Here is a 23,908-nt window from a genome sequence, read left to right on the forward strand (position 1 = left end):
AGATCAATGGTCTTCCCCTGTTGTCGTTTCTGGCGGTGCGGTTGCCGGTACATATGCGTTAATCCTGATACGTTAAATTTGGACTTTTTGAGGAAACCGTGTTAAAAGTTCCCGTGGCATGGTCAGGATTTCTCGCAGCGCGCATCGCCGAACGACGACAGACTTTTCCTCACAATGGGAGGCCGTTATGCTCATTCAGGTGAGCTACAACGACGACAGGTACGACTACGTAAAAGACTTCATGCTGGAGCCCCTGATCAAGAGCGGCGCCATAACCCGATTCCGGCGTAGATCCGGATGGGTCCGCATCGGTGTCGACCCCGTACGCGCACAGCGCAACACGACGTACAGCGGCGAGGAAAGAAGGACAGGCACCGCCTGACCCTCGCTGAAGCCGCAACCAGACGCAGCTAAACCTGTCTCATCTACCCGCCAGATCGCTCCCCCGCCTTCTCTTCAGAGCCACACTCTCTCTTCTCTTTCATTTGGACAAATAGGATCGAAATGGTATTCTTTCCATGGTGTATCAACGTCATTTCGTTCAAGAGGAGGAACACGATGCATAGAACAGCTATGAAAAGAGTGGCGGGCTTCTTTACCGCAGCGTTTCTCATCATGGCACCGGTATTTGCCATCGCGTCTACGTGGAACATCGATCCGGAGCATACCAGCGTGGGGTTCAAAGTGCGGCACCTGATGGTATCGAACGTCAAGGGGGGCTTCGGCAAGGTTTCCGGCGTGGTCAACGTAGACGACAAGGACATCACGAAGTCTTCTACCACGGTGACCATAGATACGACCTCGATCGATACCGGGGTTGCCAAAAGGGACGCTCACCTCAAAAGCCCTGATTTTCTCGATGTGGCCAAATATCCGACCATGACCTTCGTGTCGACCGGTGTCATGAAGGGAGCCGGTGGCGCGTTCAAACTTGCGGGAAACCTGACCCTGCATGGCGTCACGAGGCCGGTTGTGCTGCAGGTGGAAGGCCTCAGTGGTGAGATCAAGGACCCGATGGGAAACGTCCGAAGAGGGGCATCGGCAACGACGACGATCAACAGGAAGGATTACGGGCTGATCTGGAACAAGATGCTTGAGGCCGGTGGCGTTGCGGTAGGCGAGGATGTCGTCATCAACATCGAGGTGGAAATGGTCAAGGCGAAATAGACGGAGATGGGGACGCGTCAGAGCGGACCCCCGTTTTTACTACACCATCAACCGCCCCGCATGCGGTGCATATACACCCTCCTGTCAGTCTGATTCACACGTCATCCCGGTCACTTACGCTGGATGACCGGTGTAAGGCATTCCGGGGCGGTGCGAGGTGTATGGAAAAAACATACAAGTTACTGTTCAATCGCTCTGTGGTCGGTCCGCGCTTCTTACTGTTAAGTGATCGTTTTGACTGGACTTTTACTCTTTGCATACTCTTTTTCAAGGCCTGGCACGTTTGATGCTCATGGTAAGTCAGCAGACAACGACAGGTCCAAAGAGGAGGATGTCATGAGAGCGAGAACATATATCAATACGATGATCGCAACAGCTGCAACTGCAACAACGGCATTTGCCGCAAACGGGGCCCAGGCGGATGAGCCTGGCCTCCTGGTCTGGGCCTTCATGGGGTTTGCCGCAGTAATCGTAGCCGGTCAACTGGTGCCGGCAGCCATGCTGGTAATAGGCGCGGTCAAAGCCATCTTCGCGAAACCTGAAGAAGCCAAGATCAAAGGGTGAACGTCTCGCACACCGCTGTAACGAAAAAAGCCGCTCTTTCGAGCGGCTTTTTCCATTTCCGGCTGCTTGAGGTTTTATTTGAGTCGCTCCGCGAGGAGCTCGGCGGTGTGCCGAACCCGAACCGCCTCGCCGTCCTGGTCGAATCCGCCCCGGATTTGCATCACACAGCCAGGGCAGTCCATGGCGACCAGCGGGGCGCCGGTCTCCTTGATGTTATGCAATTTGCGCTTCAGGATCGGGGCGGAAATCTCGGGGAGCTTCATCGAGTAGGAGCCACCCATGCCGCAGCACATGTCGCACTCGTACATCTCGGCCAGTTCGTAACCCGCCTTTTGCAGCAGTTCGCGTGGCTCTTGCGACACCTTCAGCGTCCTCTTCAGATGGCAGGAGTCGTGATAGGTGATCCTCCCCAGGTCTTCCCCTTCCTCAAAACTGAGTCGTCCCTCTTCCACCAGGCGTTTCACCAGCGTCGATAGGTCGACCGTCTTTTCGGCGAGCTCCTTTGCCTTGTCCAGCCACTCGCTGCGTCCCTGGTCCTGCAGGGTCTTCGCGAAATCATGCGCCAGTGCGACGGTGCAGGTGGGGCAGGCGGACACGACGTACTTGGCCTCCACCTCCAGGAGTGCCTTGATGTTGTCGACCGCGTTGTGGGCTGCGACCTCGTAGGCGCCGTTGTACAGGGCGGGTGCCCCGCAGCAGGTCTGTTCCTCGGGGAAGAGGGCCTCGATCCCCGCCTTGTTCAGGAGCTTGACGAGGGCGATGCCGGTCTCGGGGTAGGCGAAGTCGATCAGGCAGCCGGCGTAGAATACCGCCTTCTCCCCCCCCTTGGGCTGCTGGATTTCCGGGAAGATGTCCCGGAACGGTTTCTCCGCGATGGCGGGGAGGCTCCTGCCGTCGGTGAGGTCGGAAAGAAAGAGGGGCAGGTGGCGGATGAACTTCCCGGAGGTGAACGGTTTACCCGCCACCGAGGCGGCGCGCAGCATCCCGTGGAAGAGTTTCCTGTTGTTGACCACGCTGAAGATCGCCTTCTGTGCCAGGGACTGTCCCTTCTCCAGGACAAGCCGGCGCCTGATCTCCAGGATCATCTCGGGGATGTCGAGTTTTCCCGGGCAGACCTCGGTACAGTTGCCGCACTGGATGCAGAGCCCCTGGATCTCCTCGGATTTCTGCAGCTCATCGAACCAGGCGGTGAGGATGGTGCCGATGCCGCCGGTGTAGATCTTTCCGAATACGTGCCCCCCCACCAGGCGGAAGATGGGACAGACATTCAGGCAGGAGCCGCAGCGGATACACTGCAGGGCCTGCTTGAACTTGGGATCGCGCGCCATCTCGGTGCGCCGGTTGTCCATCAGGATGATGTGCAGATCCTTCAGCGAACCGTCGTCGTTCGGGGACGGGCCGGTGATGATGGAGACGTAGCTCGTGAGGAGCTGGGCGGTGGCGCTCCTGGGAAGCGCGTCGAGGATCGGTACCACCGTCTCGAACTTCTCCACCAGCTTTTCCACCCCGACGAGGGCCACGTGGATGCGGGGGAGGGTGGTGGTAAGCCGCGCGTTCCCCTCGTTGGTGACGAGAACGATGCTACCCGTTTCGGCGACGGCTATGTTCGCTCCAGAGATCCCCATGTCAGCGGCGAGGAACTTGGGGCGGAGCTCGTTTCTCGCCACCTTGACCAGGCGCGGGATGTCGCTGTCCAGGCGTTCCTCGACCTCTTTGCTGAAGATCTCCGCCACCTCCTCCTTGGTCAGGTGGATGGCAGGCATGACCATGTGCGACGGCGTCTGCCCGGCGAGCTGGATGATCCATTCGCCGAGGTCTGTCTCGGCCACCGAGATCCCCGCATTGAGGAGCGCCTTGTTCAGGTGGATCTCCTCGCTCGCCATCGACTTCGACTTGACTACGCTCTTTACGCCGTTGTCGCGCGCGACCTGCAGGATGTACTCCTTCACCTGTTCGGGGTCGCTGGTCCGGTAAACCTTGGCACCGAGCGCTTCGGCGTTTTGTTTAAATACTTCCGCCACCTCGTCTAGGTGGCAGGCCGCCGATGATTTCGCCTCGGCAATGCGGCCGCGCAGCGCCTCGAAGTCGATCCCATCGTATGCCTTCGCCCGGTTCACCCGGTAGGCCTCGGAAAACTTGCCCAGCGCCCCGGTGAGGTTGGCGTCGTTGAGCGCACGGTTGATGGATGCCTTGAATTCCTTCTTCATTACGCAGCACCTCCCAGTTCGTCGACAAAGAGTATGATGAGCCGCTCGGGGCCGTGCACGCCTATGGTGAGCACGCGCTCGATGTCGGCGGTGCGGCTCGGGCCGGTGATGAAGGCGATATACCTGCTTGTCTTCGGGGAGATGCGGGAGAAGAGGGCTGTCTTGTCGCTGACCATATTCGCGGAGGGGACAACCGCGACGTGGATGCCGGTCAGGGATGAAGCGAGGCGCTGGTCGACTGCGCTCTGATCCTGCACGAGCGAACCGGTATCGGCGACGGCGAAGCTCATCTCGCTGATGCCGATCTTCGCCTGTGCCGCGCGCTCCCTGGTTACCTCGAGGGAGAGCCCGGGGACCTGTTTTAGAAGCTCGCGGTCCACGCCGCGCAGAAACGGTCCATCGGCCCAGACGGCATAGCTGCCGGATAGATCGGACACCCCTTCCTTTTTCAGGAAACCAAGGATGAAGTCGACGGCGTCCCTGCAGGTGACGACACGGTGGACCTCGGCGCCGACCCCTGTCGCCCGGGTCTTGAATTGCTCAAACATGCTGACTTCCCTCCATCTAGATTATTCTCTGCCCGCCTCCGGGGGCGCCCGGTATGGCCGCCTCACAGGCGCCACGTCGCTAAAGCCGTTTTAAATTGCCACGACGCTGTTCTATTATTATGTCATACGTTCGTTCGGGAGCCCCCTTAAAAGGCATATGAAATAACTTATATTACCAAAAGGCCAATGCACTTTAGTCCAAAAAAAAGCGTAAGTAAAGCCATTTAGTCGCTGAATACGAAAAAACTTGACACTGTTATAAAAAGGTGGTTAATTGGCCTGACCAAAACGTATAACCTGGTTTGATTGGCCGGTTCTCCTGGCTTTTAGGCGCAGGGTCTCTAGTCCTTACCGACGCTGCCGCGCTGCTTTGATGATTTTTATGCACCCGTAATCGCAATCTTTTTGCCGCCCATACCAGCATCACGAATCAAAGGAGAACTACAGTCATGCCATGGATCCAGAGCTACACTCCCGTCGCGGGAAGTATCGCGATGTCGGCGTTGGTTGCCGCCATCCCTCTCGTCGTCATCTTTGTCTGTCTTGCCGTCTTCAAGATGAAGGCCCACAAGGCGGGGCCGCTGGCAGTCGCCTCGGCTGTCGCCATCGCCATCTTCGTCTGGCAGATGCCGGCTAAGCTGGCAGGGCTTGCCACCTTCCACGGCGCCGCCTTCGGTCTCTTCCCCGTGTTCTACATCGTGATTACGACGATCCTTCTCTACAACATAACGGTGAAAGGTGGGCAGTTCGAGGTCATCCGTGCCTCGCTGGCCGGGTTGACCGGTGACCGTCGCCTGCAGGCCCTCCTGATCGCCTTTTGCTTCGGCGCCTTCATAGAAGGGGCGGCGGGCTTCGGCACGCCGGTCGCCATCGCGGGCGCAACGCTTGTCGGTCTCGGGTTTCGGCCTTTCTATGCCGCGGGGGTCTGTCTCATCGCCAACACCGCACCGGTCGCCTTCGGCGCCATCGGGATTCCGGTCGTCGCGCTTGCCGGCGTCATGGGGTACGACGACGGCGGCTTGATGAAACTCTCCACCATGGTCGGGCGCCAGCTTCCCTTCGTCTCCGTGTTCATACCGTTCTACGTAATCATCATCATGTGCGGCCTCAAAAAGACCCTAGAGGTGCTCCCGGCGATCATCGTCTGCGGTGTCACCTTCGCCGGTGTCCAGTGGGGTACCGCGAGCTACCTTGGCCCCTACCTCCCCGACGTGACCGCATCGCTTGCCACCCTGGCCGCCCTCGTCATCCTACTCAAGTTCTGGCAGCCTGCCACGGTCTGGACCTTCGACCACGAGCCGGAGTTTTCCGGCAAGGAAAGCCACGACTACACCGGTGCACAGGTCTTCCGCGCCTGGGCTCCCTACCTGGCGCTGACCATCATGGTCCTTGTTTGGGGCATCCCGTCGCTCAAGACCTCCCTTGATAAGAGTAAGGTGGTGCTCCCGATCGCCGGACTCGATAACGCCATCGTTAAGAAGGTTTCCAAGCCCGAAGACGGGGTGAAGAAGGTTGCCGCGGTGAAGGAGGAAGCAGCCAAACAGGCAGCCTCTCTCTCTCCCGCCGACGCCAAGCAGGCAGCACTCGCCGCAGGTCTCACCGAACTGCAGAGCCTGGAGGACAAACTCCTCGTGATCGAGCAGAGCCTTCCTGCAGGGAAAGCGGTGCTGACCGCCGAGCGCCTCGCTGCCTTCGACGCGGTGGATAAGAAGCAGAAGGACCTGCAGAAACTCCAGAAGGATATCGTCGAATCCAAAGCGGTTGACAAGGCGCAGTTCAAGGCGCTAGACAAGGCACTTTCCGACCAGCTTCCCGCCAAGATCGCCGCCAAGTTCACCTTCAACTTCATGTCCGCGGCTGGTACCGCGATTCTCATCGCCGCCATCATCTCCGCCCTCATCTGCGGTGTGGGGATCGCCGACTTCTTCAAGGTACTGGGCAAGACCCTGTACGACATGCGCTGGCCCGCAGTCACCGTCGCCTCCGTTGTCGGCCTTGCCTTCGTGATGAACGCCTCCGGCATGACCACCAGCATGGGCATCTCCTTCACGAAAGCGGGCGCGCTCTTCCCGTTCCTGTCTCCGTTCCTCGGCATGCTCGGCGTCTTCCTGACCGGCTCCGACACCTCCAGCAACGTCCTCTTCGGCGGACTGCAGAAGGTGACCGCAGAGCAGCTCGGCATGAACCCGCTTTTGACCGGCGCGGCCAACACGAGCGGCGGCGTCATGGGTAAGATGATCTCCCCGCAGTCCATCGCCGTAGCCTGTGCCGCCACCGGCCTCGTAGGCGAAGAGGGGAACCTGTTCCGCTTCACCCTGAAGCACGCCCTGTTCCTCACCACCGTGATGGGATGCATCGTGGCGCTGCAGGCCTACGTATTCCCCTGGATGATCCCGTAAGTCGGCAGTCTTCCCCGGGAGGAATTCCTCCCGGGGATTTTCGGGCGACTACAGCAGATTTGCATTACCGTCCGTCCCTTCCCCGCGCCATTTTCCTTCGTGACGGCAGGGGGGGATGCCACACAAGAGGCAGCATCTCGATGGCAAGAACACTCCTGAACATAATCTGGCAGACCGCGCTGTTGTGGCTGGTTTTTCGCCTCGGCGTGTACCTGGTCGGGGTGCTGCATCTTGCCCTGCCGGGTAACGTGGCGGGGATGCTGATCATGTTCGCCTTGCTGACCTCAGGCCTCGTTACACCTCGCTACATCGAGACCGCGAGCGGGTTCCTCCTCAAGCATTTCGCCTTCTTCTTCATTCCCATCTCGGTGGGGCTCATGTCCTTCGGCTCGCTTGTGCGCCAAAGCGGCCTGGAGCTTCTCGTCATCCTCCTGGTAAGTGCGGCGCTCGGCGTGGCGGTCACCGGGATGTCCGTGCAACTGCTGCAAAAAAGGAGGGAGCCGTGAGCAACCTCCCTCTCTTCATCCTTTTCGTGGCGCTCACCATAGGGGCCTATCTGGCGACGCGCTGGCTTTTTCTCACTTATCGGCACCCGCTTTTGAACCCGGTTTTTCTCAGCACCGTCGCCCTCATCGCCTTCCTGCAGGCCACGGGTCTGACCCTGGAGGAGTATCGGCCGGCGAAGGATGTCATGACCTATCTCTTGGGACCCGCCACCGTCGCGCTTGCACTGCCGCTGTACCACAACCGCCGGGTCCTCAAAAGTCACGCCCTCCCGGTGCTGTCCGGCGTCGTCGCGGGGTCCCTGACGACCATGGCCGCCGCCCTCGTTGCCGGAAGGGGACTCGGACTCGACGAGCGTGTGCTCCTCTCCCTGGGACCCAAGTCGGTGACCGTTCCGATAGCGGTGGAGATCTCGCGGCTGACCGGCGGCGAGGCGAGTCTCACCGCAGCCTTCGTGGTCGCCACCGGGATGATCGGTTCCATCATGGGGCCATCGCTTCTGTCGCTTTGCCGTGTTAAAAGTCCGGTCGCTCGCGGCCTCGCCCTGGGCACCGTCTCGCACGGGCAGGGGACCGCCGTGGCCCTTCTCGAAAACGAAACAGCCGGAGCGATGGGGGGCGTCGCCATGGCCATCGCGGCCGTATTCACCGCGCTCGTCGCACCATACTATCTGCCTCTTTTCCTGCACTGACGGCAGGTTCTGGCGGTTCACCACAAAACGAGGACTGATGCCCTTGAGGCGGTCCCGGCAAGAAAGGAACGATTGCCATGGAAAACAGTTTCATAAAGGCGCTCGCTGAGATAGTCGGAGCGGAATATACCCTTTCGGACCCCGAATCGCTTGCCTGCTACGGCTACGACTCTACGCCGGAGCTGCAGAGCAGGCCGGGCGTCGTGGTGCTTCCTAAAAGCACGGAAGAGATCGCCCGGGTCATGGCGCTTTGCGACGGTTCCGGCATCAGGGTCACCCCGCGCGGTTCCGGCACCAACCTCTCCGGCGGCTCTATTTCCTTCGACGCCGGGGTCGTGCTGCAGACCAGCCGGATGAACCGCATCCTCGAGATCGACGAGGAGAACCTGACCGCAACCGTCGAGACCGGCGTGATCACCTCGGCCCTGCACCGCGAGGTGGAGGCGAAGGGGCTCTTCTACCCGCCCGACCCGGGGAGCATGAACATCTCCACCATGGGCGGCAACGTTGCAGAGAACTCCGGGGGGCTCAGGGGGCTCAAGTACGGCGTCACCGACGATTACGTGATGGGACTGAAGACCGTACTTGCCAACGGCGACATCCTGAAGACCGGCGGCAAGGTGGTGAAGGACGTGGCGGGGTACAACCTGAACCAGCTCCTCGTCTCCTCCGAGGGGACTCTGGGCATCTTCTCTGAGGTCACCGTGAAACTGATCCCCAAGCCGCAGACCAAGAAGACCATGCTGGTGCACTTCCCGCAGCTCGAGCAGGCCGCGCTCACAGTTTCGCACATCATCGCGGCACGCATCATCCCGGCGACGCTGGAGTTTCTCGACCGCACCACCATCAAGTGCGTCGAGGACTACGCGAAGGTAGGCCTTCCACTTGACGTGGACGCCGTGCTCCTTATCGAGGTGGATGGACACCCGGCACAGGTCGAGGAGGACGCGGCTGGGATCAGGGACATCTGCGAACGGCACCACTGCTCCTTCTTCCAGACCGCGGCGAGTCCCGAGGAGGCGCTGAAGCTCGCTACCGCGCGCCGCGTGGCGCTCTCCGCACTGGCCCGCGTACGTCCCACCACCATCCTTGAGGACGCTACCGTGCCGAGGAGCTGCATTGCCCCGATGGTGAAGCTGATCCAGGACACCGCGAAGAAATACGACCTGCTCATCGGCACCTTCGGGCACGCCGGCGACGGCAACCTGCACCCGACCTGCCTCACCGACGAGCGGAACCCGGACGAGATCAAGAGGGCGCACCAAGCGTTCGGCGAGATCTTCGAGGCGACCATCGCCATGGGGGGGACCATTACCGGCGAGCACGGGGTAGGGGTTGCCAAGAAGAAATACCTGCCGAAGCTCGTGGGCGAGTCCGGGCTGCGCGTCATGCGCGGCATCAAGGGCGCGTTCGACCCTAAAGGGATACTGAACCCCGGGAAGATCTTCTAGGCAGGCGCCGGCGGCGAGCAGCCGGACCAGTCGGACCGCCGGCACGCACCATTAAGAAAGAGGCCATCATGGATTACGTAAAACTTATCAACTGCATGCGCTGCGGCATGTGCCTGCCACACTGCCCGACCTATAAGGAGACCTTCCTGGAGACCGCCTCGCCGCGCGGTCGCGTTGCGCTGGTGCGCAAGTTCCAAGAAGGGGAACTCGTGGAGAGCGAGAAGTTCCTCGAGTACGTCTCGCTCTGCCTCGATTGCCAGGCGTGCGCTTCGGCATGCCCCTGCGGCGTCAACGCAGGTGAACTCGTCGCCGAGTTCCGCTGCGAGCGGAAAAACGAGAAGGGGCTCTCCCTCATGGAGGACATGGTCCTCAGAAAGCTCGTGCCGCACCCGGACCGCCTCGAGGCCGCCACGGCGCCGCTCAGGCTGTACCAGAAAACCGGCCTGCAGAAGGTGGTCCGCTCCCTTGGGCTTTTGAAGATGTTCCCCGAGGCGTTGGGCCGCATGGAGGGACTCCTCCCGAAACTCCCCGATGCGCCGCTGCGCCAGACCATAAGCGAGGTGACCCCAGCGGTGGGGAAGGAGAAGGGGACGGCCGGCTTTTTCCTCGGCTGCGTCATGAGTCTCATCTTCAGCGAGGCTAGTCTCGCCACGGTCAACCTCCTCTCCGCCCTCGGGTACAAGGTGGTGACGCCAAAGGACCAGAAATGCTGCGGCGCACCTAATATGCTGGGGCATGACATAGAGGGGCTGAAGGACGCGGCCCGTTTCAACACGGACCTCTTCGAATTGCACAATCTCGACTTCGTGGTGACGGACTGCGGCGGCTGCGGCGCCGAGCTCAAAAAATACGGCCATCACCTGGACGGGGAGGAGGGGGCGACCACCTTCAGCGCCAAGGTGCGCGACATCTCCGAGGTTCTGGCCGGCGAGGCGGGCGCCCTTAAGGAGCTCTTGAAACCACTCCCTGTAAAGGTGACCTACCACGACCCGTGTCACATCGCGCACTGCCAGGGGATTCGCAGCCAGCCGCGCATCCTCATAAACCTCATACCGGGGATCGACTTCCGCGAGCTCCCCGAGGCGGACGCCTGCTGCGGGTCGGCGGGTACCTACAACATCGAGAAGCCGGAGATGTCGGACCGGGTGCTCTCGCGCAAGGTTTTAAACGTACAAAAGACCGGCGCCGACTACCTCGTAACCAGCAACCCCGGTTGTCTGTTGCAGCTCAAAAAGGCACTCTCAGAGGCGACCCCGCCGGTCAAGGTGATCCACCTGACCGAGCTTCTGCAGATGAGTATGGACGCCTGAAAGAGGGGTGGAAGCCGGCTCCAAAAGCCGCTGTCAGGTGCGTCAATTTGACGCCATCGGCGCGCCTAGAGCCCAAAAATTATGTTGCCTTAGCTTATCTAATGTAGTATCGGTGCCTTCATGAAATTTACGCCGATTAAACCCAAAAAGGTATCGACGCAGATCGCCGAGCAGATCCGCAGCTCCATTTTGGCGGGTGAATTCAACCCGGGAGAGAAGCTTCCTCCCGAGCGCGAACTGGCCGAGATGTTCGGGGTATCCCGCCCCTCGGTGCGCGAGGCGCTGAACATCCTCACCTCCTCAGGTCTCGTCGAGACCTACCAGGGGGGCGGAACGCTGGTGCGCTCCCTGGTGGAGAACACGGCGGCCATGCCGCTCACCGAACTGATCCGCATCGACGGGGATCGCGCGCTGGACGTTATCGAGGTGCGCAAGGGGATGGAATCCTGGACCGCCTGGTATGCGGCCACCCGTGCGCTCCCCGAGGACATCAGGCGTATCGAGGCGGTGATCGACGGGATGAGGAAGAACCTCGAGGAGCTACAGCACTCCGAGGACTTCGACGCCCACTTCCACATGCTGGTGGCCCGCGCTACACATAACGTGGTCTGGTCGCACATGATGCAGAGCATCTTCGAGGCGATGCAGGAATTCCAGCGCGATGTCTGGCGCGCCGTCTACTTAACCGAGGAGGATCAGCGCCTGCTCTTCAACCATCATCTGAAGATCTACGAGATGATCCGGGACCGGGACGCCGACGGTGCCCGCGGCGCCATGCTCGAGCACCTGGATTTCGCCCAGAAGCGCTGCTCCGCCTACGTATCGATGCGCGGCTCCGAATAGACCTTTACCCGAACCACCCTCAAGGGCCCGACAGAGATCTCTGCCGGGCCTTTTCTGCCTCTGCTTCCGGCTCCGCTGACGCGCGTGAGGCGCGCTGTGCCTGTTAAAAGGGCTTGCCGCGGGCTCCTTTTTGGTTGAAGCAAATTTTCTTTTTAGTTATAGTTACCCGATTTATTTCCCTGCAGATAAAACCAAGGAGGGTTTACATGATAGATTTTCTGGGCGATTGGAAGAGAACCAGTTATTGCGGCGAGTTGAGGGCCGAGCACATCGGTCAGGATGTTGTCCTGATGGGGTGGGTCTCCAAGCGGCGCGACCACGGCGGTCTCATCTTCGTCGACCTGCGCGACAGGGACGGTATCGCCCAGGTGGTTTTCGACCCGGAAAGAAACGGCGACGCACACGGAAAGGCTGAGGGCGCCAGGAACGAGTACGTCCTCGCCATCAAGGGGACCGTGGCGGCCCGCCCGGAAGGGACCGTGAACCCGAAGATGAAAACCGGCGCGGTCGAGGTGCTGGTCAAGGAGTGCAAGCTCCTGAACCCCTCCAAGACGCTCCCCTTCACGCTTGACGGTTTTGTCGACGTGAACGAGAACATCCGCCTCAAGTACCGCTACCTTGACCTGAGGACCGGCCAGCTGCAGCAGAACATGATCCTGCGCTCCAAGGTCGCCCAGTTGACCCGCCAGTACCTGACCGACAACGGTTTCCTCGAACTCGAGACCCCGTTTCTCACCAAGTCCACCCCCGAAGGCGCCCGCGACTTCCTGGTCCCCTCGCGCATCAACAAGGGTGACTTCTACGCCTTGCCGCAGTCCCCGCAGCTCTTCAAGCAGATCCTCATGGTTTCCGGATTCGACCGCTACTTCCAGATCGTGCGCTGCTTCCGCGACGAGGACCTGCGCGCCGACCGCCAGCCCGAGTTCACCCAGATCGACTGCGAGATGTCCTTCATCGACCGTGAAGACATCATCACCGTGATGGAGGGGCTCATGGCCCGCATCTTCACCGAGGCGCGCGGCGTGAAGGTCGAGCTCCCGATCCAGAGGATGACCTACCAGGAGGCGATCCGTCGCTTCGGCGTGGACAACCCGGACCTGCGCTTCGGTCTCGAACTCGTCGAGCTCTCCGACATCGTCAAGAACTCCGGGTTCAAGGTCTTCGCTGACGTGGTGAACGGCGGCGGCATCGTGAAGGGGATGAACGTGAAGGGCGCGGGCTCCATGAGCCGCAAGGAGATCGACGACCTCACCGAATTCGCCAAGATCTACGGCGCCAAGGGTCTCGCCTACGTGAAGATGACCGCGGAAGGGTGGCAGTCCCCGATCGCCAAGTTCTTCACCCCGGAAGAGATCGCCACCATGGACCAGGCTTTCGGCGCCGAGGAAGGAGACCTGCTCCTCTTCGTCGCGGACAAACCGAAGGTTGTCAACGACTCCCTCGGCAAGCTCAGGAACCACCTGGCCGCCAAGATGGGGCTCACCGACCCGAACGAGTACCGTTTCGTCTGGATCACCGACTTCCCGCTGCTTGAGTGGGACGACGAGGAGAAGCGCTGGGCGGCGGTGCATCATCCCTTCACCGCGCCGATGGACGAGGACCTGCAGTACGTCGAGAGCGATCCCGGTCGCTGCCGCGCCAAGGCCTACGACCTCGTGCTGAACGGCAACGAGATCGGCGGCGGTTCCATCAGGATCCATCAGGAGGAGGTGCAGTCCCTGATGTTCAAGATGCTCGGCCTCTCCGAGGAGAACGCCCGCGGCAAGTTCGGCTTCCTTCTGGACGCCCTCGAGTACGGCACCCCGCCGCACGGCGGCATCGCCTTCGGCCTCGATCGTCTCATGATGCTCATCACCGGCTCCGAATCGATCCGCGACGTCATCGCCTTCCCGAAGACGCAGAAGGGCGCCTGCCTCATGTCCGAAGCCCCCTCCGGCGTCGATACGCTGCAGTTGCGCGACCTGGGTATCCGTCTCGCCGTCAAACAATAAAGGGGCGTCCGCCATTGAGGCTTTTGGCCCGACTGATAACCCTGCTGCTTCTTATTTCCGCGGCGGCCTGCGCAACGCAGCCGCCGCGGTTTCGTGAGGAAGCCGCGGCCAAGCTTGACCAGCTCAAGTTCGAGGGTGGAGAGCGTCTGTACCCCGCCGAGTACGCCAGCGTGCTTCAGGCGTTCCTGAAGGGGGACGCCTACATGATGGAGAATGAGTCCAAGGAGGCGGATCGTTACTTCCAGCTCACCCTGCTCAAAGGGGACCTCCTGGCTCGGGAGGTGGCTGTGGAGAAGGCGCGCCTTCTGGCTGAGGAAAAGGCCCGGCTTGCAGAAGAGCAGCGGCAAGCAGAGTTGGAGCGGCTCGCCAAGATGGAGGAGGAGCGCCTCGCCAAGGCGCGGGCGCTCGAAAAGGCCCAGAAGGAGGCCGCCGAGGCTGAGCGGAAGAAAGCAAAGCCACCGGTCAAGGAGCCGGTTCTCGTTCCATCCTGGTCGGTGCGTCGGGGGGAATCGCTCCCTCTTATCGCATCACGCTCCGAGGTCTACGGCGACAGGAATCTCTGGCCCCTGATCTATCGCGCCAACCGCGACCAGATCCGCGACCCGCGGCACATCTGGCCTGGCCAGATCCTCAGGGTCCCCAGGAACCTGGGGCGCGACGATTACGCCGAGGCGAGGCACTACGCCCAGGAGCACCCGCTGCACTGATGCAACCCCATGTAGGACGATATTTTTAAACGGTATTTCGTCGGTATCAAAAAAAGACGATTCCGGACGGCCGCTTAGTGCCAGGAAGGTGAGAGGACCTCCGCACACTCTTTATGGACGCCTCTGTTGTCCGCTCGTCCGGGTTCTCGCACAAACACCTGCAATGACAGGCCTTTTACCCTGTGTTCGCTGCGGCTTCCGTACTTTACTCCCCTCCCGTTTTCACGCTGACCTCCATTTATTTCTTCACGAGATTCCTTCCAGATTTTCCCTTGACAGTGAAAAACGTTTTGTATACTGTATACAAAATTTGAAATCCAAAGTTATCCTGCTAACATCCCATAATCCTTCATATATTTTGCGAGACGCCGCGAAGGGGAGGCAGATGCCCCGGATGGCAGGCGGTTGACGGGCTCCCGCAGACAGATAAAACACCATGTCGGGCGATGCAGCGTGGCTTTGCCCACCATTTTGTATTTGTGCATTGCATAAAAACCAAGGAGAGATCATGACAACTAATGCAAAGATCGTTTGGACCAAGATCGACGAGGCCCCCGCACTGGCAACCTACTCCCTGCTCCCCATCGTCAACGCCTTCACCAAGGCGGCTGGCGTCGAGGTAGAGACCAGGGACATCTCGCTGGCCGGCAGGATCATCGCGAACTTCCCGGAGAACCTGACCCCGGAGCAGAAGATCGCTGACGAACTGGCCTACCTCGGTGAGCTGACCCAGAAGCCGGAAGCCAACATCATCAAGCTCCCCAACGTCTCCGCCTCCATCCCGCAGCTCAAAGCCGCCATCGCCGAGCTCCAGAGCCAGGGGTACAACATCCCCAACTACCCGGAAGAGCCCAAAACCGACGAAGAGAAGGCGCTCGCAGCACGTTTCGCCAAGGTGCTCGGCTCCGCGGTAAACCCGGTTCTGCGTGAGGGTAACTCCGACCGTCGCGTTGCCAAGGCGGTCAAGGAATACGCCAAGAAGCACCCGCACAAGATGGGCGCCTGGTCCTCCGACTCCAAGAGCCACGTTTCCAACATGAGCGCCGGTGATTTCTACCACTCCGAGAAATCGGTGACCCTGAAAGAGGCCACCACCGCCAGGATCGAGTTCGTCGACACCCTGGGCAAGGTGACCGTGATGAAGGAGAAGCTCCCGCTGCAGGCTGGCGAGGTGCTGGACGGCTCCTTCATGAACGTACGGGCGCTGCGTAAGTTCATCCAGGAGCAGATCGACGACGCCAAGGCAAAGGGGATCCTCTTCTCCGTGCACCTTAAGGCGACCATGATGAAGATCTCCGACCCGGTCATCTTCGGTCACTTCGTCTCCGTCTACTTCAAGGACGTCTTCGCGAAGCACGAGGCGACCTTCAAGGAGATCGGCGTCAACCCCGACCTGGGCCTTGGCGACCTCTACAAGAAACTCGACAAGCTCCCGGCAGGCAAGAAGGCCGAGATCGAGGCCGACATCCAGGCCACCTACGCCAAGCAGCCGCCGCTGGCCATGGTCGATTCCGACAAAGGGATCACCAACCTGCACGCCTCCAACGACATCATCATCGACGCCTCCATGCCGGTCGTCATCCGCGACTCCGGCAAGATGTGGGCCCCGGACGGCAAACTCGCTGACACCAAGTGCGTGATTCCCGATACCTGCTACTCCGAGTGGTACCAGGAGTGCATCGACTTCTGCAAGAAAAACGGCCAGTTCGACCCGACCACCATGGGCGCCACCTCCAACGTCGGCCTCATGGCGCAGAAGGCCGAGGAATACGGCTCCCACGACAAGACTTTCGTCGCACCGCTCAACGGCACCATGCGCGTCGTCGATGCCTCCGGCGAAGTGCTGATCCAGCACCAGGTAGAGCAGGGCGACATCTGGCGCGGCTGCCAGGCGAAGGATCTCCCGATCCGCGACTGGGTCAAGCTTGCCGTCAGCCGTGCCCGCGCAACCGGCGCTCCGGCCGTCTTCTGGCTCGACAAGAACCGCGCACACGACGCCCAGATGATCGAGAAGGTGAACACCTACCTGAAGGATCACGACACCACCGGTCTCGAGCTTCACATCATGTCCCCGGTCGAGGCGATGAGGTTCACCCTCCCGAGGGCGAAGGCCGGCAAGGACACCATCACCGTCACCGGCAACGCGCTCAGGGATTACCTGACCGACCTGTTCCCGATCCTCGAACTCGGCACTTCCGCGAAGATGCTCTCCATCGTTCCGCTGCTCGCGGGCGGCGGCCTCTTCGAGACCGGTGCGGGCGGCTCCGCTCCGAAGCACGTGCAGCAGTTCCAGCAGGAAGGCTACCTGCGCTGGGATTCCCTGGGTGAGTTCCTTGCCCTCGCGGTCTCCCTCGAGCACCTGGCCGCTACCTTCAAGAACGAGAAGGCCGCGCTCCTCGCCGAGACCCTCGACGTGGCCAACACCAAGTTCCTGGATCAGAACAAGAACCCGGCGCGTAAAGTCGGCCAGATCGACAACCGCGGCAGCCACTTCTACCTGGCCATGTACTGGGCCGAGGCTATCGCCGCCCAGACCAAGGACGCCGGCCTCGCCGCCAAGTTCGCCAAGGTGGCGAAGGCGCTCCAGGAGAACGAAGAGAAGATCAACGCCGAGCTCATCGGCGCCCAGGGCAAGCCGGTCGACATGGGGGGCTACTACCACCCGAGTGATGCCAAGACCGAGGCCGCGATGCGTCCGAGTGCAACCCTGAACGCGATCGTTGACTCGATCAACTAACAGGCGTAAACGTAGGATTCGCTTCACCGGAAGATAATCACATTCTATTAACGGAGGAAGAAAACATGGCACGTAAGAAAATCGCACTTATCGGTGGTGGTCAGATCGGCGGCGTACTTGCACAGCTCGCAGCTCTGCGCGAACTGGGTGACGTGGTGATGTTCGACATCGTGGAAGGCCTTCCGCAGGGCAAGATGCTCGATATCGCCGAAGTTGGCTCTGTCGACAGCTTTGACTGCTGCCTCAAGGGCACCAACAGCTACGAGGACATCCAGGGCGCCGACGTCGTCATCGTCACCGCAGGTCTTCCCCGCAAACCGGGCATGAGCCGCGACGACCTGATCGAGGTCAACTCCAAGATCATGACCTCCGTCGCGGAAGGGATCAAAGCACACGCACCGAACTCCTTCGTCATCGTCATCTCCAACCCGCTCGACGCGATGGTGACCCTGTGCCAGAAGATCACCGGCTTCCCCTACAACCGCGTCATCGGTCAGGCCGGCGTCCTCGACTCCGCACGCTTCAAGACCTTCATCGCTTGGGAACTCGGCGTTTCCGTCAAGGACGTGAACGCGATGACCCTCGGCGGCCACGGCGACGACATGGTGCCGCTGGTCCGTTACGCCTCCGTGAACGGCATCCCGGTCATGGAACTCCTCGAGAAGAAATACAAGGACAAGGCTAAGGCCAAGGAAGTCATGGAAGCCATGGTCAAGAGGACCCGCGGTGCAGGCGGCGAGGTTGTCGCCCTGCTGAAAACCGGTTCCGCCTTCTACTCCCCGGCTTCCTCCGCGATCTGCATGGCGGAGTCCATCCTGAAGGACCAGAAGCGCGTACTGCCGACCTGCGCACACCTGAACGGCGAGTTCGGCGTGAAAGGCTTCTACGTCGGCGTTCCCTGCGTACTGGGCGAGAACGGCGTCGAGCAGATCCTCGAATTCGAACTCGACGCAGAAGAGCAGGCGATGATGGACAAGTCCGTCGCCGCGGTTAAGGAACTCGTTGGTTCCATGAAGTAGAAAGAACTGCAGCAGGTACTACCAGGGGGTAGGGAGGTTTCCCCTCTCTACCCCCTTTTTACAAAAGGTGAGGGTTCGGGCGTAAATTCGAGCACTTGCATTTTGTATACACTATGTGTTATATACCCACAATTTGCACAGCCTGCGAGGGCAATTTGTCAAAGGAGCTACGTTGATGGAGAAAACACCGGCTAACATCGAGATCATCGAGAAGTACTGCAAGGGGTGCCACATCTGTGTGGAATTCTGCCCCACCAAGGTCTTGGAAATGAAGGGTTTTGTGGCAAGCGTCAAGAACCTTGAGGCATGCATCAAGTGCATGCAGTGCGAGCTTAGATGCCCTGATTTTGCAATCAAAGTATCGTAAACAATCTTAGGAGGTAAGAAAGTGGCTAAAAAAGTTGCATTCCTTCAGGGGAACGAAGCTGCCGCACAGGGGGCACTCTACGCCGGGTGCACGTTCTTCGGCGGTTATCCGATTACACCTTCCACCGAGGTGGCAGAGGTTATGTCTGTCGAGCTTCCGAAGATCGGCGGTAAATTCATCCAGATGGAAGATGAGATCGGCGCGATGGCTTCCGTCATCGGCGCTTCCCTTACCGGCGCTAAAGTACTGACCGCGACCTCGGGCCCGGGCCTTTCGCTCAAGCAGGAGCTGATCGGCTACGCCTGCATTGCTGAAACCCCTTGCGTCATCGTCAACGTCATGAGGGGTGGCCCCTCCACCGGCATGCCGACCGGCCCTTCCCAGTCCGACGTGATGTGCGCCAAGTGGGGCACCCACGGTGACCACCCGGCTATCTGCCTCACCCCGGCTTCCGTGCAGGAACTCTTCGAAGAGACCGTGCGCGCCTTCAACCTGGCCGAAAAATACCGCACCCCGGTAATGGTTATGCCGGACGAAATCGTGGCCCACATGCGCGAGCGCATCGTGTTCCCGGAGCCGGGCGAACTGGAAGTCATCAACAGGACCGCTCCGAGCGTCACCCCGGCGGAGTACAAGCCGTACGACACCAGCTTCGGCGACGTTCCGCCGCTGGCTGCTTTCGGCACCGACTACCGTTTCCACGTGACCGGCCTCAACAAGGGGCAGGATGGCTTCCCGACCACCAAGGCAGCCTGGGTTCAGGCCGAGGAAGAGCGCCAGGTGCGCAAGGTTGAAGCCAACGTCGACGACATCGTCCAGTTCGAAGAGTATGAACTTGCCGACGCTGAAGTCGCCATCATCGCCTATGGTTCCACCTCCCGCTCCGCCCGTTTCGCAGTCAACGAGGCGAGGAAGCAGGGCATCAAGGCCGGCCTGTTCAGGATCAAGACCTTCTGGCCGTTCCCGGATAAGCAGATCGCGGCTCTTGCCGGCAAGGTGAAGGCTTTCATCACCCCGGAGATGAACCTCGGCATGTGCACCGGCGAAGTGAAGCGCTGCGCTGAAGGCAAAGCAGCGGTCCACGGCATCTTCCGCGTAGACGGCGAGCCGATCAACCCGGGGCAGATCCTCGAAAAGATCAAGGAGGTTAAGTAACATGTCTTTTGATTACGATAAGTACATCCGTCCCGGCAAGCTGCCGCACATCTGGTGCCCGGGCTGCGGTCACGGCATTGTCATGAAAGGCCTGATTCGCGCGATCGACACCCTTGGTCTTCAGAAGAACAACACCGCCATCGTTTCCGGCATCGGCTGCGCATCGCGTCTCCCCGGCTACATGGACTTCTGCACCCTGCACACCGCGCATGGCCGCGCAGCCGCTTTCGCAACCGGCGTCAAGATGGCCAAGCCGGAGATGAACGTCATCCTCGTGGGCGGCGACGGCGATGGTACCGCGATCGGCGGCAACCACTTCATCCACGCCTGCCGTCGTAACATCGACATGACCTACATCATCATGAACAACAACATCTACGGCATGACCGGCGGCCAGTTCTCTCCCTGCACCCCGACCGGCGCCAAGGCGTCCACCACCGTGTACGGCAACCCCGACCCGGCGTTCGACGTCGCCAAGCTGGCGATCGGCGCAGGCGCCACCTTCGTCGCCCGCGGCACCGCGTACCACGCGACCCAGATCGACAAGCTGATCGCGGAAGCCATCCAGCACAAAGGCTTCTCCGTCGTCGAGATCCTGGACGACTGCCCGACCACCTACGGTCGCCGCAACAAGTTCAAGTCGGTCATCGAGATGATGAACCGCCTGAAGGACATCGCCGTTCCCGTCAAGGCCGCCGAGAAGATGACTGCCGAGCAGCTTGAAGGCAAGATCCTGACCGGTGTTCTGTACAAGGAAGAGCGTCCGAACTACACCGACGAATACGCGAAAGTCATCGAGCGCGCCAAGAAATAAAAAAGGAGGAGAACCTCAGATGTCTCAGAGATATGAAATCAGATTTTCCGGGGCTGGCGGGCAGGGTCTCATCCTCGCCGGCGTCATCATGGCGGAAGCCGCTTCCATCTACGACGGCAAGCAGGCCGTTCAGTCGCAGAGCTACGGTCCCGAGGCAAGGGGCGGTGCATCCAAGTCGGAGGTCATCGTTTCCGACACCATGATCGACTACCCGAAGGCGACCGTCGTCGACGCGCTGCTCGCGCTGACCCAGGAAGCCTGCGACAAGTACTCCCACGACCTGAAGGAAGGCGGGGTGCTGCTGGTCGATTCCGACCTGGTGACCAAGCTTCCCAAGGGGAACTTCAAGACCGTTGCCTTCCCGATCATCAACACCGCCAAGAACGAAGTCGGTCGTGAGATCGTTGCCAACATCGTGGCGCTGGGCGCCATGGTGGCACTGACCGGCGTGGTCAGCAAGGAAGGGGCCGAGAAGGCAGTTCTCGCCCGTGTTCCGGAAGCCTTCATGGAGCTGAACAAGAAGGCGTTCCAGCTTGGTTTCGAGAAGGCGACTGCGGCCAAGGCCTAATCGCATCACCTCTGTAGCACGGAAAGGCCCGGCGTAACCGCCGGGCCTTTTTTTATGCGTTAGGCGCGCAGTCGCCCGCGGGCTTGTCAGTTCGCCAGCCTGTTAGCAGGCTAGCGCGCACGCAGCCAGTCCGTCATACCTGTCCGACAAGTCCGATGGCTGCAGACGGCGAATCTTGCACTATGCCACCCGTAAGCTAGAATCCACTCTTACAAAGCAAAGCAGCAAAGCCTGAGAGGATCGCCGCATGCCCCTTGAACTGTGTCAACTAGCGCTGAGACAGACCCTCGATCTCATCACCCTCACCGATGACACCTTGCGCGATCTCACCCGCCGCAAGTTCAGCAGCGACGAATTATACAACGAAGTGCTGGGTAAGTTACTTGGAGGCAACGGCCGCCGCGGCCCTTCTGGCATCCTCATCGCCAACGAAGGGCCCGACGCCACCTGCTGCAACGGCCAGGTTTTTCATCTGCGCGACGAGCGACTGCTGGAGCGCTCAGAGGCAATAAGCATCGAACCCGGCTCGAGCTACGCAGGGAGCCTTCTCCTTGTGGAAGGTGGAGCCGAAGTGGTGGCGCTTAACTGGAACGACGTCTGCGCGAACATCGGCGAATTCCAGTCATTCTTTCATCCCAAGGTGGTCGAAGCGATGGGGGAGCCGATCCTCAACTTCGTAAGTTGCCGGATCAGCGGCGACGTGAAAGGGGTGATAGAGGCCTTCAATTACCAGGGGCGGGTCACCGAGTACGACGCGGATGTTCTGCGCAGTGCCGCCGTCATGATCGGTTCACTGTTGACCGTTTCCAACGGGATGCGCGAAACGGAGCACGCTTTCACCTACACCATACAGGCGCTCGCGCGTGCTTGCGAGGCTGCCGAGCCCGACACCGGCCGCCACATCGTGCGCGTGAACCGCTACGCCGGCGCGCTTGCCGCCAACATGGGGTTCAATAACGAATTCGTGAATGACATGTCCATTTCGGCGCAGATGCACGATGTGGGCAAGATCCGCATCCCCACCGAGATCCTGCTCAAAGAAGGAAGGCTGACGCCGCGGGAAATGAAACTGATACGCCAGCATCCCGCGTACGGTTCCGAGATCATCGGCGATTCCCCGCGACTTCGGATCGCCAGAGAGATCGCACTCTCGCATCACGAGAACTGGGACGGCACCGGGTACCCCAAACGGCTCAGGGGGGAACGGATTCCCATCTCGGGGCGCATCGTGAAGGTCGCAGACGTGTACGACGCACTCCGATCACGCCGCAGTTACAAGGGGGCCATGACCCATGAGGAGGCGCTCCATGTGTTTCGAAACGGAGACGACCGGATCAACCCGGCAGCTCATTTCGACCCCGCCGTTCTCGCCGCCTTTTTCAGAATCGAGCACATGTTCGAGATGATCTTCGACAGCTCGATTTTGAAACTAGGCTATGACCGAGCGGTGACCCCGGCCGATTCGAAATAGATAAGGTAGAAGGAGGGGAGAAAGCTGTCCTCTGCGGAAATGAAGCGAGGCGCGTCCCCTCGCCCGACGGGAGAGGGACAGGGTGAGGGAAGGATTCATCCCCCCAGGCGTGCCCTGAACTGGCTCACCCTTTGCTGCATGATGATCTGCTGCAACTTCTCCGGCGGCACTTCCTCACCGTCCAGTAGTGCCGGATCGATGCCCAACTGCGCCGCGTTCAACTTAGCCACCTCGAGCGCCACCTCCCACCCCGGCATGGAAGCATGAAAGTCCGCCGCCACCTGCAAAGGTAGGAACTCCTGAATCCCCCCCTTGATGGCATCCAGCGCTAGCCGTATCTTCGTCGAATCCCGCAGTTCTTCCCAACGATTGGCGTTGTTGTGCAGCCGGTTCGTTGCCTGCAGCGCACGTTGCAGTGCGACCGGTAGCCTCAGTCTCCTGCAGAAGGCCGGTACCTGCTCGGCCCCCAGCGTGTCGTGCCCGTGGTGTTTGGGATGCAGTTCCGCCGGCGTGTAGAGTTTGCCGAGATCGTGGAAGAGGGCACAGAAGCGGGCGACGGGCTCCGGTGTCAGTCCAGCCATCCGTTCCAGCACCTGCAGGGAATGCATGAAGAGGTCACCCTCGGGGTGGTGCTGCGGAGGACCTGCAGGAATCTCAGCCATCCTGAAGATCTCGGGGAGGAAGTTGACGCCGATGTTGAACTCCAGCATGCGGCGGAAGAACCGGGAGGGGGCTTCCTTGGTGAGGGCCTTGAGCATCTCCTGGGAAAACCGTTCCACCGGGATGCGCTGCAGGGATGCCGTCCAGTCGTGTCCCTTCAGGATCCGCTCCGCTTCAGCATCAAGCCGCCAACCCTCGCATTCGAACCGGAAGGCGCGCAGGATGCGCAGCGGGTCATTGGTAAGGCTTTCGGGGGAGCAGCAGCGCAGCACGCGACCTTCCAGGTCGGCTTTGCCGCCGAGGGGATCGACGAGCCGCCCCTCCAGTGACATAGCCATGGCGTTCACGGTGAAGTCGCGCCGGGAAAGGTCTTCGGGGAGCGCGTCGAGCGACGGGAGCCAGGTTATTTCGATCTTCCCGAAGGGCTCCTTGAAGCGGAAATAGATATTAGGGGTGCTTTTCGACTCGACGAGGCGAAACCCCAGCGCGGTGAGCTCCGAGACGGGAGCCGCAGCCACGAGGTCCACATCCTGGCAATCCACGCCAAGAAGGACGTCCCGCACCATCCCGCCGACCATAAAGATGGAAGGGTGCAGGTGCTCCGGGAAAAACCTTTTCAACCCTGCAATCAGCCGGTCCATAGACACCTTCGTCTGAAGAAACAACCGCAAAAGAAAGGCTTCGAGAAATTCCCAAAGCCAGTCTTTTAACTCTTTTCGTCTTGGCGGTTTTGCG

21 protein-coding genes are annotated in these 23,908 nt (G+C 60.4%); 18 read left to right on the forward strand and 3 right to left on the reverse strand.

Features of this window, described 5'->3' with window-relative positions:
- Positions 1 to 187: 187 nt before the first annotated feature.
- The 3 genes from E4633_RS14335 (at position 188) to E4633_RS14345 (ending at position 1,731) form a co-directional block, all read left to right on the forward strand.
- Entirely contained in the window at positions 188 to 382 is a 195-nt protein-coding gene (locus E4633_RS14335) for a GSU3473 family protein (RefSeq protein WP_135871146.1), read from the forward strand.
- 176 nt (positions 383 to 558) lie between these two features.
- Positions 559 to 1,167 (forward strand): YceI family protein, encoded by a 609-nt coding sequence (locus tag E4633_RS14340; RefSeq protein WP_135871148.1) that lies wholly within the window; start codon positions 559 to 561, stop codon positions 1,165 to 1,167.
- Positions 1,168 to 1,503: 336 nt separating this feature from the next.
- A complete protein-coding gene (locus E4633_RS14345) occupies positions 1,504 to 1,731 on the forward strand; it encodes a hypothetical protein (protein WP_135871150.1) in 228 nt (75 codons plus the stop codon).
- Between the two features lie 74 nt (positions 1,732 to 1,805).
- Here E4633_RS14345 and ldhH read toward each other — a convergent pair whose 3' ends face one another.
- The gene (ldhH, locus tag E4633_RS14350) at positions 1,806 to 3,938 is read right to left on the reverse strand and encodes an L-lactate dehydrogenase (quinone) large subunit LdhH (protein WP_135871152.1); all 2,133 of its coding nucleotides are present in this window, start codon (positions 3,936 to 3,938) and stop codon (positions 1,806 to 1,808) included.
- Positions 3,938 to 4,486 carry a lactate utilization protein gene (locus E4633_RS14355; protein WP_135871154.1) on the reverse strand — a complete coding sequence of 183 codons (549 nt, stop codon included), beginning with the start codon at positions 4,484 to 4,486 and terminating at the stop codon, positions 3,938 to 3,940. Before E4633_RS14355 ends, ldhH begins: the two co-directional genes overlap by 1 nt.
- A 449-nt stretch (positions 4,487 to 4,935) precedes the next feature.
- Here E4633_RS14355 and E4633_RS14360 point away from each other — a divergent pair, with 449 nt between their 5' ends.
- The 15 genes from E4633_RS14360 to E4633_RS14430 all read left to right on the forward strand — a co-directional run bounded on the left by E4633_RS14360 (position 4,936) and on the right by E4633_RS14430 (position 22,513).
- Positions 4,936 to 6,885 (forward strand): L-lactate permease, encoded by a 1,950-nt coding sequence (locus E4633_RS14360; RefSeq protein WP_135871156.1) that lies wholly within the window; start codon positions 4,936 to 4,938, stop codon positions 6,883 to 6,885.
- 140 nt (positions 6,886 to 7,025) lie between these two features.
- On the forward strand, positions 7,026 to 7,391 hold the full coding sequence (locus tag E4633_RS14365) for a CidA/LrgA family protein (RefSeq protein WP_135871158.1): 366 nt from the start codon (positions 7,026 to 7,028) through the stop codon (positions 7,389 to 7,391).
- Positions 7,388 to 8,080 (forward strand): LrgB family protein, encoded by a 693-nt coding sequence (locus E4633_RS14370; RefSeq protein ID WP_135871160.1) that lies wholly within the window; start codon positions 7,388 to 7,390, stop codon positions 8,078 to 8,080. The genes E4633_RS14365 and E4633_RS14370 overlap by 4 nt, the downstream gene beginning before the upstream one ends.
- A 77-nt stretch (positions 8,081 to 8,157) precedes the next feature.
- The gene (locus E4633_RS14375; protein WP_135871162.1) at positions 8,158 to 9,531 is read left to right on the forward strand and encodes an FAD-binding oxidoreductase; all 1,374 of its coding nucleotides are present in this window, start codon (positions 8,158 to 8,160) and stop codon (positions 9,529 to 9,531) included.
- A gap of 68 nt (positions 9,532 to 9,599) precedes the next feature.
- Positions 9,600 to 10,841 (forward strand): (Fe-S)-binding protein, encoded by a 1,242-nt coding sequence (locus E4633_RS14380; RefSeq protein WP_135871163.1) that lies wholly within the window; start codon positions 9,600 to 9,602, stop codon positions 10,839 to 10,841.
- A gap of 120 nt (positions 10,842 to 10,961) precedes the next feature.
- Positions 10,962 to 11,684 (forward strand): FadR/GntR family transcriptional regulator, encoded by a 723-nt coding sequence (locus tag E4633_RS14385; RefSeq protein ID WP_135871165.1) that lies wholly within the window; start codon positions 10,962 to 10,964, stop codon positions 11,682 to 11,684.
- Positions 11,685 to 11,890: 206 nt separating this feature from the next.
- Positions 11,891 to 13,675 (forward strand): aspartate--tRNA ligase, encoded by a 1,785-nt coding sequence (aspS, locus tag E4633_RS14390; protein WP_135871168.1) that lies wholly within the window; start codon positions 11,891 to 11,893, stop codon positions 13,673 to 13,675.
- A 23-nt stretch (positions 13,676 to 13,698) separates the two neighbouring features.
- Entirely contained in the window at positions 13,699 to 14,382 is a 684-nt protein-coding gene (locus E4633_RS14395; protein ID WP_246038142.1) for a LysM peptidoglycan-binding domain-containing protein, read from the forward strand.
- A 508-nt stretch (positions 14,383 to 14,890) separates the two neighbouring features.
- Entirely contained in the window at positions 14,891 to 17,119 is a 2,229-nt protein-coding gene (locus E4633_RS14400) for an NADP-dependent isocitrate dehydrogenase (protein WP_198419448.1), read from the forward strand.
- A gap of 65 nt (positions 17,120 to 17,184) precedes the next feature.
- The gene (gene mdh, locus E4633_RS14405; RefSeq protein ID WP_135871171.1) at positions 17,185 to 18,138 is read left to right on the forward strand and encodes a malate dehydrogenase; all 954 of its coding nucleotides are present in this window, start codon (positions 17,185 to 17,187) and stop codon (positions 18,136 to 18,138) included.
- A gap of 175 nt (positions 18,139 to 18,313) precedes the next feature.
- Positions 18,314 to 18,505, forward strand: coding sequence for a 4Fe-4S binding protein (locus E4633_RS14410; protein ID WP_129126504.1), 192 nt, complete (start codon positions 18,314 to 18,316; stop codon positions 18,503 to 18,505).
- A 21-nt stretch (positions 18,506 to 18,526) separates the two neighbouring features.
- Positions 18,527 to 19,660, forward strand: coding sequence for a 2-oxoacid:acceptor oxidoreductase subunit alpha (locus tag E4633_RS14415; protein ID WP_135871173.1), 1,134 nt, complete (start codon positions 18,527 to 18,529; stop codon positions 19,658 to 19,660).
- Between the two features lies 1 nt (position 19,661).
- The gene (locus E4633_RS14420; protein WP_129126502.1) at positions 19,662 to 20,474 is read left to right on the forward strand and encodes a 2-oxoacid:ferredoxin oxidoreductase subunit beta; all 813 of its coding nucleotides are present in this window, start codon (positions 19,662 to 19,664) and stop codon (positions 20,472 to 20,474) included.
- A gap of 19 nt (positions 20,475 to 20,493) precedes the next feature.
- The gene (locus E4633_RS14425) at positions 20,494 to 21,042 is read left to right on the forward strand and encodes a 2-oxoacid:acceptor oxidoreductase family protein (RefSeq protein WP_135871174.1); all 549 of its coding nucleotides are present in this window, start codon (positions 20,494 to 20,496) and stop codon (positions 21,040 to 21,042) included.
- 247 nt (positions 21,043 to 21,289) lie between these two features.
- A complete protein-coding gene (locus E4633_RS14430) occupies positions 21,290 to 22,513 on the forward strand; it encodes an HD-GYP domain-containing protein (RefSeq protein WP_135871176.1) in 1,224 nt (407 codons plus the stop codon).
- A 95-nt stretch (positions 22,514 to 22,608) separates the two neighbouring features.
- On the opposite strand, the gene E4633_RS14435 is transcribed toward E4633_RS14430, so the two are convergent.
- Positions 22,609 to 23,814 (reverse strand): HD domain-containing protein, encoded by a 1,206-nt coding sequence (locus E4633_RS14435; RefSeq protein ID WP_135871178.1) that lies wholly within the window; start codon positions 23,812 to 23,814, stop codon positions 22,609 to 22,611.
- Between the last annotated feature and the right edge of the window lie 94 nt (positions 23,815 to 23,908).

Origin of the sequence: Geomonas terrae (assembly GCF_004791675.1) — a bacterium.
Lineage (GTDB): Bacteria > Desulfobacterota > Desulfuromonadia > Geobacterales > Geobacteraceae > Geomonas > Geomonas edaphica.